We start from the raw sequence: 14,391 nt of genomic DNA, 5'->3' as shown, positions 1-14,391 counted from the left end.
CGAGGTTGAAGTTGCCCCCCGCGGCGGTGCGATCGACCCGAGTGGGGTCCAGCTGCGCCTGGCAGGCGGCAGTGGCCGAAATCCAGCCCCTCCGGCGTTCGAGGAGCGGGGTCCGGGGCGGAGCCCCAGGAGGCCCGGCCGGAGGCCGGGGGTGCTTGCACGGCGGCGGTGTGCCGTAGCGGCGGTGGCGCTGTGAGCCCCGCGCCGCGCGACCCGCGGCGGGTGCCCGGGCCCGGCAGGCCGCGCGGCGGCGCCACGGCCCGCCCCGCATCGCGGCCCGCGACCCGGAGGCCGCCCGCGCAGCGCAAGCCGCACACCATCCGGCTCGGCAGTCCGCGGCCCCGGCTGCGCCTCGTCGGCGTCGGGCTGACCCTCGTCATGGTCGCCTTCGTGGTCCGGCTGCTCCAGGTGCAGGCCGTCGACGCCTCCGCGTTCTCCGCCGAGGCCTCCAAGAACCGCTACACCAGCGTCAAGCTGGCCGCCGAGCGCGGGGAGATCACCGACCGCAAGGGCGTGGCCCTGGCCACCAGCGTCGACGCGTACGACATCACCGCCGACCCGAAGATGTTCACCCCGCAGGAGAGCAAGGCCCCCGACGCCCCCGAACAGGCCGCCGCCCTCCTCGGGCCCATCCTCGGCACGGACGCCAAGGCGCTCACCACCAAGCTGAAGACCAAGAACTCCCGCTACGTGGTGCTCGCCCACCGCCAGACCCCCCAGGTCTGGAACCAGATCAAGGACCTCAAGCGCGTGTTCGCCGACAAGGCCGCCGCCGACAAGAGGAACAACGGCCCCGGCGCCAACGTCCTGGCGGGCGTGTTCAAGGAGGACAGCAGCAAGCGCGTGTACCCGAACGGCGACCTCGCCGCCGGGATACTGGGTTACGTCAACGCCGACGGCAAGGGCGCCGGCGGGCTGGAGTCCTCCCTCGACAAGAAGCTGTCCGGCAAAGACGGGGAGATCACCTACGCCCAGTCCGGCGGCCGCAAGGTCCCCACGGCCGGTTCCAGCGAGAAGCCCGCCGTGCCCGGCGAGGACGTCGAGCTGACCATCGACCGCGACATCCAGTGGGCCGCGCAGAGCGCCATCGCCGAGCAGGTCGAGAAGTCCGGCGCCGACCGCGGCTACGTCGTCGTCCAGGACACCCGCACCGGCGAGGTGCTGGCCATGGCCAACGCCCCCGGCTTCGACCCCAACGACCTGACCCGGGCCCGCTCCACCGCCATGGGCAACGCCGCACTCCAGGACGTGTACGAGCCCGGCTCCACCGCCAAGGTGATGTCGATGGCCGCCGTACTGGAGGAGAAGAAGGCCACGCCCGAGACGCACGTCGAGGTCCCCAACCGGCTGCACCGCGGCGACCGGCTCTTCAAGGACGACATCGACCACCCGACCTGGTACCTGACCCTCAACGGGGTCCTCGCCAAGTCCTCCAACATCGGCACCATCCTGGCCACCGGCCAGCTCGGCGCCACCCAGCCCGAGGCCAACCGGGTCCTGTACTCCTACCTGACCAAGTTCGGCATCGGCAGGCCCACCGGCCTGAACTACCCCGGCGAGTCCCGGGGCATCCTCGCCAAGCCCGAGGCCTGGTCCACCTCCCAGCAGTACACGATTCCTTTCGGCCAGGGCCTGTCCCTCAACGCCATGCAGGCGGCCTCCGTGTACTCGACCATCGCCAACGGCGGCGTCCGCATCGAGCCGACGCTGGTCCGGGGGACCAAGGGCCCCGACGGCCGCTTCACCCCCGCCCCGGCCCCCGAGCAGAACCAGGTCATCAGCAAGGAGACCGCCAAGACCCTGGCCGAGATGCTCGAATCCGTGGTCGACGACCAGGAGGGCACCGGCACCAAGGCGAAGATCCCCGGCTACCGCGTCGGCGGCAAGACCGGCACCTCCAACCGGGTGGATCCGGCCACCGGCCGCTACAAGGGCTACACCGCCTCCTTCGCCGGTTTCGCACCGGCCGACAACCCCCGCATCACCGTCTACTGCGCCATCCAGAACCCCACCAAGGGCAGCTACTTCGGCGGCCAGATCTGCGGCCCCATCTACAAGAAGGTCATGGAGTTCGCCCTCAAGACCCTCCAAGTCGCCCCCACCGGATCCGCCCCCGCCGGACTTCCGGTCACCTACGAACCCGGCCAGCAGCCCGCTGCGCAGCCGGGCCGGTGACCGGCCGTCCCGGCCCGAAAAGCGTGAGGCACCATCAGTGACAACGATCACCCCGAAACCAGGGAACCAGTCGGCCGACGGCGCGGAGGCCGGGCCCTCACTTCGCGGGCGGCCCGCCGCGCCCGGTACGCTCACCGCCGTGCCCCACGCTGATCAGCCCAGAACCACCCAGAAGGACGCCCCGGCAGTGCCGCCGGGAGCGCCGCGGCCCGAGTCCGTCCGCCAGAGCGCGCTCGGCGGGCTGGCAGCCCTGCTGGGGCTGCCCGAACCGGCCGCCGCGACGATCACCGGCATCACGCACGACTCCCGTGCGGTCCGCCCCGGCGACCTGTACGCGGCCCTGGCCGGAGCCAGGACGCACGGCGCCGACTTCGCCGCCCAGGCCGCCGGCCTCGGCGCGGCCGCGGTGCTGACCGACCCCGCGGGGGAGGAGCGCGCCGCCGCCACCGGACTGCCCGTCCTGACCGTCGACGACCCGCGCGGCCGGATGGGCGAGCTCGCCGCCGAGATCTACGGCCGGCCCGGTGAGGACCTGCTCCAGATCGGGATCACCGGTACTTCCGGCAAGACCACCACGGCGTACCTCGTCGAAGGCGGCCTGCGCGCCGCGGGCCGCCGCACAGGGCTCGTCGGCACCGTCGAGATGCGCATCGGCGACGAGCGCATCAAGTCCGAGCGGACCACCCCCGAGGCCACCGACCTCCAGGCCCTCTTCGCGGTCATGCGTGAACGCGGGGTCGAGGCCGTCGCCATGGAGGTCTCCAGCCACGCCCTGGTGCTCGGCCGGGTCGACGGCTGCGTCTTCGACGTCGCCGTCTTCAACAACCTGAGCCCCGAGCACATGGAGTTCCACTCCGACATGGAGGACTACTTCCAGGCGAAGGCGGGACTCTTCACCCCCCGCCGCGCCCGCCTGGGCGTGGTCAACCTCGACGACGAGTACGGCCGCCGCCTGGCCAAGGAGGCGGCGATCCCGGTCGTCACCTTCTCCGCCGCGGGCGACCCGGCCGCCGACTGGCGCGCCGAGGACGTCGTCACCGGCCACATGGACTCCACGCTGACGCTGGTCGGCCCCGAAGGACAGCGCGTACGGGCCACCGCCCCGCTGCCCGGCCCGTTCAACGTCGCCAACACCGTCGCCGCGATCGTCACGCTCGCCGCCGCCGGCCTCGACCCGCAGACCGCCGCCGACGGCGTCGCCGCGGTCCCCGGGGTCCCGGGCCGGCTGGAGCGGGTGGACGCGGGGCAGCCGTACCTGGCCGTCGTCGATTACGCCCACAAGACGGACGCCGTCGAATCGGTGCTGCGGGCGCTGCGCGAGGTCACCACCGGCAAGCTGCACATCGTGCTCGGCTGCGGCGGCGACCGCGACACCACCAAGCGCGCGCCCATGGGCGCCGCGGCCGCCCGGTACGCCGACGTGGCCGTCCTGACCTCCGACAACCCGCGCTCCGAGGACCCCCTCAGGATCCTCGCCGCGATGTTCGAGGGCGCGGTGTCGGTACCGCCCGCCGAGCGGGGCACCGTCCTCGTCGACGCCGACCGGGCCGCGGCCATCGCCGCCGCCGTCGCGCGCGCCGAGCCGGGGGACACCGTGCTGGTGGCCGGCAAGGGCCACGAGCAGGGCCAGGACACCGCGGGGGTCGTACGCCCCTTCGACGACCGCGAGGTGCTCCGCGCGGCCATCGAGACCCAGCAGAGCAGCGCCCGACAGGCCGAGGTGAACCAGTGATCGCCCTTTCCCTCGCCGAGATCGCCGACATCACCGGCGGGCGGCCCCACGACATACCGGATCCGTCGGTGCGGATCAGCGGGCCCGTGGTCATCGACTCCCGCCAGGTGGAGGCCGGCAGCCTGTTCGCCGCCTTCGAGGGCGAGCACGTCGACGGCCACGACTACGCCGAGCGCGCGGTCGCCGCCGGAGCCGCGGCCGTCCTCGCGGCCCGGCCGGTCGGCGTGCCCGCCGTCGTCGTCCCCGACGTGGAGAAGGCGCTCGGCGCCCTCGCCCGCGCCGTCGTCGAGCGGCTCGGCACCGACGTGGTGGCCCTGACCGGTTCTGCCGGAAAGACCTCCACCAAGGACCTCATCGCCCAGGTACTGCAGACCCACGCACCCACGGTGTGGACACCCGGCTCCCTGAACAACGAGATCGGCCTGCCGCTCACCGCCCTCAAGGCCACCCCCGAAACCCGCCACCTGGTACTGGAGATGGGGGCCCGGGGGATCGGCCACATCGCCTACCTCACCGGCCTGACCCCGCCCCGGATCGGCCTCGTACTCAACGTCGGCACCGCCCACATCGGCGAGTTCGGCGGTCGCGAGCAGATCGCCCGGGCCAAGGGAGAGCTGGTCGAGGCCCTGCCGGCCGAGGCCGAGGGCGGCATCGCCGTCCTCAACTCGGACGACCCCCTGGTGCGCGCGATGTCCTCCCGCACCAAGGCCCGCACGGTCCTCTTCGGCGAGGCCGACGACGCCGAAGTCCGGGCCACCGAGGTCCGGATGACCCCCTCGGGACAGCCCGCCTTCACACTCCACACACCGACCGGGTGCAGTGATGTGACCTTGCGGCTGTACGGTGAGCACCACGTGTCGAACGCGCTCGCCGCGGCCGCCGTAGCCCATGTACTGGGAATGTCCGTCGAGGAGATCGCCACCGCGCTCTCCGGGGCGGGCACGCTGTCCCGGTGGCGGATGGAGGTCACCGAGCGGGCGGACGGTGTGACGATCGTCAACGACGCCTACAACGCGAATCCCGAGTCCATGCGGGCCGCACTGCGCGCACTTGTCGCGATGGGCGGCCCGGCCAGGGCGAACGGGGGGCGCACGTGGGCGGTGCTCGGTCCCATGGCCGAACTCGGTGACGAATCGCTCGCCGAGCACGACGCGGTCGGACGGCTCGCCGTCCGGCTCAACGTGAGCAAGCTCGTCGCAGTCGGGGGCAGGGAAGCGTCCTGGCTGCAACTGGGCGCATATAACGAGGGTTCGTGGGGTGAGGAGTCGGTGGTCGTGTCCGACGCGCAGGCGGCGGTCGACCTGTTGCGCAGGGAACTGCGCCCGGGTGACGTCGTGCTGGTGAAGGCTTCCAGGTCGGTCGGTCTGGAGCGGGTGGCGCTGGCGCTGCTCGAGGGCGAGGTCGCCGGCCGATGAGGCAGATCCTGTTCGCCGGTGTCATCGGCATGTTCCTCACGGTCATCGGCACCCCGCTGCTCATCAAGCTGCTGGCCCGCAAGGGCTACGGCCAGTTCATCCGCGACGACGGCCCCCGCGGCCACGCCGGCAAGAAGGGCACGCCCACCATGGGCGGTATCTCCTTCATCCTGGCCACGATCGTCGCGTACGTCCTGACGAAGGTCATCACGGGCAGTGAGCCGACCTTCTCGGGCCTGCTCGTCCTGTTCCTGATGGCGGGCATGGGCCTGGTCGGCTACCTGGACGACTACATCAAGATCGTCAAGCGGCGCTCGCTGGGTCTGCGCGCCAAGGCCAAGATGTCCGGTCAGCTGATCGTCGGCATCGCCTTCGCGGTGCTCGCGCTGCAGTTCAAGGACTCGCGCGGGCTCACCCCGGCCTCCACCAAGCTGTCGTTCGTCACGGACTTCGGCTGGTCGATCGGCCCGGTGCTGTTCGTGGTCTGGGCGCTGTTCATGATCCTCGCGATGTCCAACGGCGTGAACCTGACCGACGGCCTCGACGGCCTGGCCACCGGCGCCGCGGTGATGGTCTTCGGCGCGTACACCTTCATCGGTGTGTGGCAGTTCCAGGAGTCCTGCGCGAACGCGGCCACGCTGACCAACCCCAACGCGTGCTTCGAGGTGCGCGACCCGCTCGACCTGGCGGTCGTGGCGTCGGCCCTCATGGGCGCCTGCTTCGGCTTCCTGTGGTGGAACACCTCGCCCGCCAAGATCTTCATGGGTGATACCGGTTCGCTGGCCCTCGGCGGCGCGCTCGCCGGCCTCGCGATCTGCTCCCGCACGGAGTTCCTGATCGCCCTGCTCGGCGGCCTCTTCGTCCTCATCACCATGTCGGTCGTCATCCAGGTCGGCTCCTTCAAGCTGACCGGCAAGCGCGTCTTCCGGATGGCCCCGCTGCAGCACCACTTCGAACTCAAGGGCTGGTCCGAAGTCCTCGTCGTCGTGCGGTTCTGGATCATCCAGGGCATGTGCGTCATCGTGGGCCTCGGTCTCTTCTACGCGGGATGGGCAGCCGACAAGTGAGCACCACCGATCTGGCCGACGCACTCGGCCCCGATGCCCTGGGCCGGTTCGGTCTGCCCGGCCGGATCACCGTGGCGGGCCTGGGCATCAGCGGCATCAGCGCCGCCCGGGCCCTGGCCCGGCTCGGTGCCCACGTGACCGTCGTCGACAACGGCGACGGCGACGCGCACCGCGCGAAGGCCGCCGAGCTCGCGGAACTGGGCATCGAGGTCCGCCTGGGCCGTCTGCCCGACGGCGTCCGGGCCGGGGAGGGTCTGCCGGAGGGCACCGAGCTGGTCGTCACCTCGCCCGGCTGGAAGCCGGACAGCCCGCTCTTCCTGGAGGCCGAGAAGGCCGGTGTGGACGTCGTCGGCGACGTCGAGATCGCCTGGCGCCTGCGCGGGGCCGGAGTCGAACTCCGGGCCGCCCGCGCCGCCGCGGCCGCCGAGCCGGATGCGGCCGGGCCCGCCGACTCCGCCGAGGGCCCGGTACGCGGCGCAGCCGAATGGCTCGCCATCACCGGGACGAACGGCAAGACCACCACCACGCAGATGCTGGCGTCGATCCTGAAGGCAGCGGGGCTCCGCACCGCGGCCGTCGGCAACATCGGCACGCCCATCATCGACGTGGTCCTCGGCGAGCAGGAGTACGACGTACTCGCCGTCGAGCTCTCCAGCTACCAGCTCCACTGGGCGCCCTCGCTGCGCGTCCACTCCGCGGCCGTGCTCAACCTGGCCCCGGACCACCTCGACTGGCACGGTTCGATGGAGGCGTACGCCGCCGACAAGGGCCGGATCTACGAGGGCAACACGGTGGCCTGCGTCTACAACGTGGCGGACAAGGCCACCGAGGACCTGGTCGCCCTGGCCGACGTGGAAGAGGGCTGCCGGGCCATCGGCTTCACCCTCGGCGCCCCCGGCCCCTCCATGCTCGGCGTGGTCGACGGCATCCTCGTCGACCGCGCCTTCGTCGAGAACCGGCAGAAGAACGCCCAGGAACTCGCGCAGGTCGAGGACGTCAACCCGCCCGCCCCGCACAACATCGCCAACGCGCTCGCCGCCGCGGCCCTGGCCCGCGCCTTCGGCGTCGAGCCGCGTGCCGTCCGCGACGGGCTGCGCGACTTCCGCCCGGACGCCCACCGCGTCGCGTACGTGGACGAGGTCGACGGGGTCACCTACATCGACGACTCCAAGGCCACCAACACGCACGCCACCGAGGCCTCCCTGGCGTCCTTCGAGCCGGTCGTCTGGATCGCCGGCGGCCTCGCCAAGGGGGCCACCTTCGACGAGCTCGTCCGGAAGGCGGCGAAGCGGCTGCGCGCCGCCGTGCTGATGGGCGCCGACCGGGCGCTGATCGCCGAGGCGTTGGCGCGACACGCGCCCGAGGTCCCGGTCGTCGACCTCGACCGGACCGACACTGGGGCGATGCTCGCAGCCGTCCGGGAAGCGGCCCGGCTCGCCGAGCGCGGCGACACGGTCCTGCTGGCGCCCGGCTGCGCCTCGATGGACATGTTCGCGAACTACAACGAGCGTGGGGACGCGTTCGCCGACGCGGTGCGCGAACTGGCCGCCGAGAGCGCCGCGAACACGGCCTAGGCCGGGGGCTCCGGGAGCGGTTCCCTCCGGTCGGCTGCTCGCTTCGTACGAGTGGAGGGGAAGATCACAGATGCCGGCCAAGCAGATGCTGCCGGGGCGGCGGCCTTCCGCCGTGAGGGCGCAGGGCCGCAAGCGCCCGGCGGCGAGCCCGAAGCGGCCCGCGGGGCGCGGGCCGCTGGCCGGGATCCGGCGCACGCAGCGGAAGGTGCGCAAGGCCTGGGACCGACCACTCACTGCGTATTACCTGATTTTCGGCAGCTCGCTGCTCATCACCGTGCTCGGCCTGGTGATGGTCTATTCGGCCTCCATGATCAAGGCGCTCCAGCTCGGCCTGGGCGACGCCTACTTCTTCAAGAAGCAGTTCCTCGCGGCCCTCATCGGCACCGGGCTGATGCTCGTCGCCTCGCGGATGCCCGTCAAACTCCACCGGGCGCTGTCCTATCCGGTGCTCGCCGGCACGCTCTTCCTGATGGTCCTGGTCCAGATCCCCGGGATAGGGGTGGCCATCAACGGCAACCAGAATTGGATCTCCCTTGGTGGTCCGTTCATGTTGCAGCCCAGTGAGTTCGGCAAGCTGGCACTGATCCTGTGGGGCGCCGACCTGTTGGCGCGCAAGGGCGACAAGGGGCTGCTCAGCCAGTGGAAGCACCTGCTGGTGCCGCTGGTCCCGGTGGCCTTCCTGCTGCTCGGGCTGATCATGCTGGGCGGGGACATGGGCACCGCGATGATCCTCGGCGCGATCCTCTTCGGCCTGCTCTGGCTGGCGGGGGCGCCGACGCGGATGTTCGTGGGCGTGCTCGTCTTCGCTGGTGCGATCGTCGCACTGCTCATCAAGACGAGCCCGCACCGGATGGACCGGCTGGAGTGCATCGGCGCGACGGACCCGGGCAGGAACGACCTCTGCTGGCAGGCAGTCCACGGAATCTACGCCCTCGCATCCGGCGGATGGTTTGGTTCCGGACTGGGTGCCAGTGTGGAAAAATGGGGCCAACTACCCGAAGCCCACACCGACTTCATCTTCGCCATCACCGGGGAGGAACTGGGTCTGGCGGGGACGCTGTCGGTGCTCGCCCTGTTCGCGGCTCTAGGCTATGCGGGTATCCGCGTGGCCGGACGCACGGAGGACTCCTTCGTACGGTTTGCCGCGGGAGGCGTGACCACCTGGATCACGGCCCAGGCCGTGATCAACATCGGTGCGGTGCTCGGCCTGCTGCCGATCGCCGGTGTCCCGCTCCCGCTGTTCTCCTACGGAGGGTCGGCCCTGCTGCCGACCATGTTCGCGGTCGGACTGCTCATCGCCTTCGCGCGGGAGGAGCCGGCGGCGCGCGCGGCCCTGGCGATGCGGCAGCCGAAGACGGGCTGGTGGCGGACCGGGGTGAGATGGAAGTCGATGAGACGGCGCGTCAAGAAGCGTCCGTCCGGAGAGCGGTGAATTTCGGTGCATGTCGTACTCGCCGGTGGGGGGACCGCCGGCCACATCGAGCCGGCGCTCGCCCTCGCGGACGCCCTGCGCAGGCAGGACCCTTCAGTGGGCATCACCGCCCTCGGCACCGAGCGCGGACTCGAGACCCGCCTGGTGCCGGAACGCGGCTACGAGCTGGGCCTGATCCCCGCCGTCCCGCTGCCCCGCAAGCCCACTCCCGAGCTGATCACCGTCCCCGGACGGCTGCGCGGCACCATCAAGGCCGCGGAGGAGATCCTGATCCGCACCAAGGCCGACTGCGTCGTCGGCTTCGGCGGCTACGTGGCCCTGCCCGGCTATCTGGCGGCCAAGCGGCTCGGGGTGCCGATCATCGTCCACGAGGCCAACGCCCGGCCCGGACTGGCCAACAAGATCGGTTCCCGGTACGCGCACGCCGTCGCGGTCTCGACCCCCGACAGCAAGCTGCGCGGCGCCCGCTACGTGGGCATCCCGCTGCGCCGCTCCATCTCCACCCTCGACCGCGCCGCCGTGCGCCCCGAGGCGCGCGCCGCCTTCGGCCTGGACCCCAACCTGCCGACGCTGCTGGTCTCCGGCGGCTCGCAGGGCGCCCGCCGCCTCAACGAGACGATCCAGCAGGTCGCTCCGAACCTCCAGCGCTCCGGGATCCAGATCCTGCACGCCGTCGGGCCGAAGAACGAACTGCCGCGTGTCGACAACATGCCCGGGATGCCGCCCTACGTGCCGGTACCGTACGTGGACCGGATGGACCTCGCGTACGCCGCCGCGGACATGATGCTGTGCCGTGCGGGCGCGATGACCGTCGCCGAACTCTCCGCCGTCGGGCTGCCCGCCGCCTACGTCCCGCTGCCGATCGGCAACGGTGAACAGCGGCTCAACGCCCAGCCGGTGGTCAAGGCCGGCGGCGGCCTGCTCGTGGACGACGCGGAACTGACGCCCGAGTGGGTGCTCGGCCAGGTCCTCCCGGTGCTGTCCGATCCGCACCGCCTGTACGAGATGTCCCGCGCCGCAGGCGAGTTCGGCCGCAGGGACGCCGACGAGCTGCTGGTCGGCATGGTGTACGAGGCGATCGCGGCGCACAGGAGCCGCTGAGGCAGGAGGCACAGGAGTGGCCGGAGCGACGACCGCACAGCGTGGCAACCCGGGCTCTGACCGGCCCGCCCGCAAGGCCGGCACCGGCTCTCCGAAGCCGCCCAGGACCCCCAAGTCACCCAAGCCGCCCAAGCCGCCCAAGGCGTCCAAGCCGGCGGAGCGGTCCGGCGCGCGGGGCCCCGGCGTACGCGTGCGCCGCGGCCCCGTGCTGCTGGCCGCCCTCGCCGCCGTGCTGCTCCTCGCCGGGGGCGGCACCTGGGTGCTCTACGGCTCCTCCTGGCTGCGCGTCGAGAAGGTCACCACTGGCGGCACCGAGGTGCTGACCCCCGAACAGGTCGTCGCCGCAGCCGCGGTGCCGGTCGGCGCACCCCTCGTCGGCGTGGACACCGACGAGATCGCCGACCGCGTCCGCGGCCGTCTGCCCCGCATCGATTCGGTCGACGTGGTGCGGGCCTGGCCGCACGGGATCGGGCTGAAAGTGACGGAACGCAAACCCGTACTGCTCATCAAAAAGGACGCCAACTTCGTAGAAGTGGACGCATCGGGTGTGCGATTCGACACGGTTCCGAAAGCGCCGGCCGGTGTCCCGGTCCTCGAATTGAACGCGGCGGGCTCCCCGAGCGCCCGCCGCTTCGACGAGGACCGGCTCCTGCACGAGGCCGTGCTCATCGCGGGAGCGCTCCCGGAGCCGATCTCGAAGGCGACGGTGCAGGTCAAGGTGGGTTCGTACGATTCAGTGGTTCTGGAGCTCACCGGGGGGCGGAGCGTGACGTGGGGGAGCGGTGAACAGAGCGAAGCCAAGGGGCGCGCGCTGACCGCTTTGCTCAAGGCCGCGCCCAAGGCCGCTCACTTCGACGTGAGCGTTCCCACCGCCCCTGCGGTGTCCGGGAGTTGACTCCCGGTCGAACAGCGGAGCACCCTGGTTGGCCAGCGATACGGGTGATCACATAGGGTGAAAAGAAAAACGGGAGGTTCGGCGTGTTCGTTGAACACGCGCTACTTGTCGACTTAGTGTCCTGTTCGGAAGAGTCCAAGGAACAGACACACCCCTAACCCTAAACTTCAGGGTGAGGGTTCGGGTCGGCGCGTTCGGACCGTCCCCATTTCGGCATCAGTCGTCGCAACGCAGACCGCGAGGCGACGACACGTAATCGAGGCGAGAGGCCTTCGACGTGGCAGCACCGCAGAACTACCTCGCAGTCATCAAGGTCATCGGTGTCGGCGGCGGTGGTGTCAATGCCATCAACCGAATGATCGAGGTCGGTCTCAAGGGCGTCGAGTTCATCGCCATCAACACGGACGCCCAGGCGCTGTTGATGAGCGACGCCGACGTCAAGCTCGACGTCGGCCGTGAACTCACCCGGGGCCTCGGCGCCGGAGCAAATCCGGCCGTCGGTCGCAAGGCGGCAGAGGACCACCGCGAGGAGATCGAGGAGGTCCTCAAGGGGGCCGACATGGTCTTCGTCACCGCCGGTGAAGGCGGCGGCACCGGCACCGGCGGCGCACCCGTCGTCGCCAACATCGCGCGCTCGCTGGGCGCCCTGACGATCGGTGTGGTCACCCGGCCGTTCACCTTCGAGGGCCGGCGTCGCGCGAACCAGGCGGAGGACGGCATCGCCGAGCTCCGCGAAGAGGTCGACACCCTCATCGTCATCCCCAACGACCGCCTGCTGTCCATCTCGGACCGCCAGGTCAGCGTGCTCGACGCCTTCAAGTCGGCCGACCAGGTCCTGCTGTCCGGCGTCCAGGGCATCACCGACCTCATCACCACCCCGGGCCTGATCAACCTCGACTTCGCCGACGTCAAGTCCGTGATGTCCGAGGCCGGCTCGGCCCTGATGGGCATCGGCTCGGCCCGCGGCGACGACCGCGCCGTGGCCGCCGCCGAGATGGCCATCTCCTCGCCGCTGCTCGAGGCGTCCATCGACGGCGCCCGTGGCGTGCTGCTCTCCATCTCCGGCGGCTCGGACCTCGGTCTCTTCGAGATCAACGAGGCCGCGCAGCTGGTGAGCGAGGCCGCGCACCCCGAGGCGAACATCATCTTCGGTGCCGTCATCGACGACGCGCTCGGCGACGAGGTGCGGGTCACCGTCATCGCGGCCGGGTTCGACGGCGGACAGCCCCCGGCCCGCCGGGACAACGTCATCGGCGCCGCTTCCACGAAGCGCGACGAGCCGGCCCCGGCCCCCGTCCGTGCGCCGGAGCCGGTCCGTCCGGCCTTCGGCGGACTCGGCACGGTTCCCCCGCGCGAGGAGCCCCCGGTCCCGGTCGAGCCGGCCCCGGTCGAGGTCGTGGCCCCCGCGCCGCAGGTCCCGACGGCCCGTCCGTACCAGGACAGCCCGGCCGAGGAACTGGACGTTCCGGACTTCTTGAAGTGACACCGGAGCAGCACCACGTGGGCGGCGCCCACTTCGCCTTCACCGACAGGTGGGGCGGAGTGAGCGCCGTTCCGTACGAAGAGCTCAACCTCGGCGGCGCGGTCGGAGACGACCCGGCCGCCGTTCTGGCGAACCGGGCGCTCGCCGCGAACTCCCTGGGCCTGGAGCCGGACCAGGTGGTCTGGATGAACCAGGTGCACGGCCGGGACGTCGCGGTGGTCCCCGGACCCTGGGGTGCGGGCTCCGCGGTCCCCGCCGTGGACGCGGTGGTGACCGACCGCCGGGGCCTGGCCCTCGCCGTGCTCACCGCGGACTGCACGCCCGTCCTGCTCGCCGACCCCGTCGCCGGGATCGCGGGCGCCGCCCACGCCGGGCGGCCCGGACTGGTCGCGGGAGTGGTGCCCGCCGTCCTGGAGGCCATGGTCTCCCTCGGCGCCGAACCGGGCCGGATCGTCGCCCGGACCGGCCCGGCGGTCTGCGGACGCTGCTACGAAGTGCCCGCCGAGATGCGGGAGGCCGTCGCCGAGGCGGTACCGGCCGCCCGGGCGGAGACGAGTTGGGGGACGCCGGCCGTCGACGTGGTCGCCGGGGTGCACGCGCAGCTCGCGGAGGCGGGGGTGGTGGACGTCCGCCGATCCCCGGTCTGCACACTGGAGTCGCGGGACCACTTCTCGTACCGCCGTGACCGGGTGACCGGGCGGCTTGCCGGATATGTCTGGTTGGACTGATGACGGATCGTAAGTCGGAACTCGCCGGGAACCTGGAGCGGGTGGAGGAGCGCATCTCGTCCGCCTGCGCGGCGGCGGGGCGCGAGCGGGGCGAGGTGACCCTCATCGTGGTCACCAAGACCTACCCCGCGAGTGACGTACGACTGCTGGCGGAGCTGGGCGTCCGTCATGTTGCGGAGAATCGGGACCAGGACGCCGCCCCCAAGGCCGCGGCCTGCGCGGATCTGCCGCTCAACTGGCACTTCGTCGGACAGTTGCAGACGAACAAAGTCCGTTCCGTGGCGGGATACGCGCACGTGGTGCAGTCGGTCGACCGCCCGAAGCTCGTGACCGCCCTCTCGGCGGCCGCGGAGGCGGCGGGGCGGGAGCTCGGCTGTCTCGTGCAGATCGCCCTCGACGCGGAGTCGGGGGAGCGCGGGTCCCGCGGCGGCGCGGCGCCGGAGCAGCTCGCGGAGTTGGCGGACCTCGTCGCGAAGGCGCCGGGGCTGCGGATCGACGGGCTGATGACGGTCGCTCCGCTGTCCGGCGAGTACGCGGGACGCGAACAGGCCGCCTTCGGCCGGTTGATGGAATTGTCATCCCGCCTGCGCGCGGACCATCCTGCTGCCACGATGGTGTCGGCCGGGATGAGTGCAGACCTGGAACAGGCCGTTGCGGCCGGTGCGACACATGTACGCGTCGGCACTGCGGTACTCGGCGCGAGACCCCGGCTCGGGTAACGTCGCGAAGAAAGTCGAACCACAGCAGAAAATATGGTCATTCCCGCAGATGGGCGGGCAGGCCACGTGG

At 71.5% G+C, this 14,391-nt stretch carries 11 protein-coding genes; all 11 read left to right on the top strand.

Features of this window, described 5'->3' with window-relative positions:
- The first annotated feature begins 168 nt into the window (after positions 1 to 168).
- Positions 169 to 2,175 carry a peptidoglycan D,D-transpeptidase FtsI family protein gene (locus ACIGFK_RS10345; protein ID WP_400051219.1) on the top strand — a complete coding sequence of 669 codons (2,007 nt, stop codon included), beginning with the start codon at positions 169 to 171 and terminating at the stop codon, positions 2,173 to 2,175.
- A 37-nt stretch (positions 2,176 to 2,212) separates the two neighbouring features.
- Positions 2,213 to 3,907, top strand: a complete 1,695-nt coding sequence (locus ACIGFK_RS10340; protein ID WP_376660686.1) for a UDP-N-acetylmuramoyl-L-alanyl-D-glutamate--2,6-diaminopimelate ligase — start codon at positions 2,213 to 2,215, stop codon at positions 3,905 to 3,907.
- Positions 3,904 to 5,322 carry a UDP-N-acetylmuramoyl-tripeptide--D-alanyl-D-alanine ligase gene (murF, locus tag ACIGFK_RS10335; RefSeq protein WP_400051216.1) on the top strand — a complete coding sequence of 473 codons (1,419 nt, stop codon included), beginning with the start codon at positions 3,904 to 3,906 and terminating at the stop codon, positions 5,320 to 5,322. The genes ACIGFK_RS10340 and murF overlap by 4 nt, the downstream gene beginning before the upstream one ends.
- Positions 5,319 to 6,389: a phospho-N-acetylmuramoyl-pentapeptide-transferase gene (gene mraY / locus ACIGFK_RS10330; RefSeq protein ID WP_376660688.1), complete on the top strand. Its 1,071-nt coding sequence runs from the start codon at positions 5,319 to 5,321 to the stop codon at positions 6,387 to 6,389. Before murF ends, mraY begins: the two co-directional genes overlap by 4 nt.
- On the top strand, positions 6,371 to 7,963 hold the full coding sequence (gene murD / locus ACIGFK_RS10325) for a UDP-N-acetylmuramoyl-L-alanine--D-glutamate ligase (protein WP_386471906.1): 1,593 nt from the start codon (positions 6,371 to 6,373) through the stop codon (positions 7,961 to 7,963). Before mraY ends, murD begins: the two co-directional genes overlap by 19 nt.
- Positions 7,964 to 8,033: 70 nt before the next feature.
- Positions 8,034 to 9,395, top strand: a complete 1,362-nt coding sequence (gene ftsW, locus ACIGFK_RS10320; RefSeq protein WP_376660690.1) for a putative lipid II flippase FtsW — start codon at positions 8,034 to 8,036, stop codon at positions 9,393 to 9,395.
- Between the two features lie 6 nt (positions 9,396 to 9,401).
- Positions 9,402 to 10,496 carry an undecaprenyldiphospho-muramoylpentapeptide beta-N-acetylglucosaminyltransferase gene (gene murG / locus ACIGFK_RS10315; protein ID WP_376660691.1) on the top strand — a complete coding sequence of 365 codons (1,095 nt, stop codon included), beginning with the start codon at positions 9,402 to 9,404 and terminating at the stop codon, positions 10,494 to 10,496.
- Between the two features lie 16 nt (positions 10,497 to 10,512).
- Entirely contained in the window at positions 10,513 to 11,391 is an 879-nt protein-coding gene (locus ACIGFK_RS10310; protein WP_400051213.1) for a cell division protein FtsQ/DivIB, read from the top strand.
- 277 nt (positions 11,392 to 11,668) lie between these two features.
- Complete coding sequence (gene ftsZ, locus ACIGFK_RS10305) at positions 11,669 to 12,874, top strand: cell division protein FtsZ (RefSeq protein ID WP_376660693.1); 1,206 nt, start codon at positions 11,669 to 11,671, stop codon at positions 12,872 to 12,874.
- Positions 12,871 to 13,602: a peptidoglycan editing factor PgeF gene (gene pgeF / locus ACIGFK_RS10300; RefSeq protein ID WP_386471899.1), complete on the top strand. Its 732-nt coding sequence runs from the start codon at positions 12,871 to 12,873 to the stop codon at positions 13,600 to 13,602. Before ftsZ ends, pgeF begins: the two co-directional genes overlap by 4 nt.
- Positions 13,602 to 14,321, top strand: coding sequence for a YggS family pyridoxal phosphate-dependent enzyme (locus tag ACIGFK_RS10295; RefSeq protein ID WP_376660695.1), 720 nt, complete (start codon positions 13,602 to 13,604; stop codon positions 14,319 to 14,321). The genes pgeF and ACIGFK_RS10295 overlap by 1 nt, the downstream gene beginning before the upstream one ends.
- Positions 14,322 to 14,391: the final 70 nt, after the last annotated feature.

This window comes from Streptomyces sp. NPDC085524, assembly GCF_044541755.1.
Classification (GTDB): Bacteria; Actinomycetota; Actinomycetes; order Streptomycetales; family Streptomycetaceae; genus Streptomyces.
The sequence above is the reverse complement of the archived record's forward strand: the minus strand, read 5'-3'. Positions and strand labels throughout refer to the sequence as shown.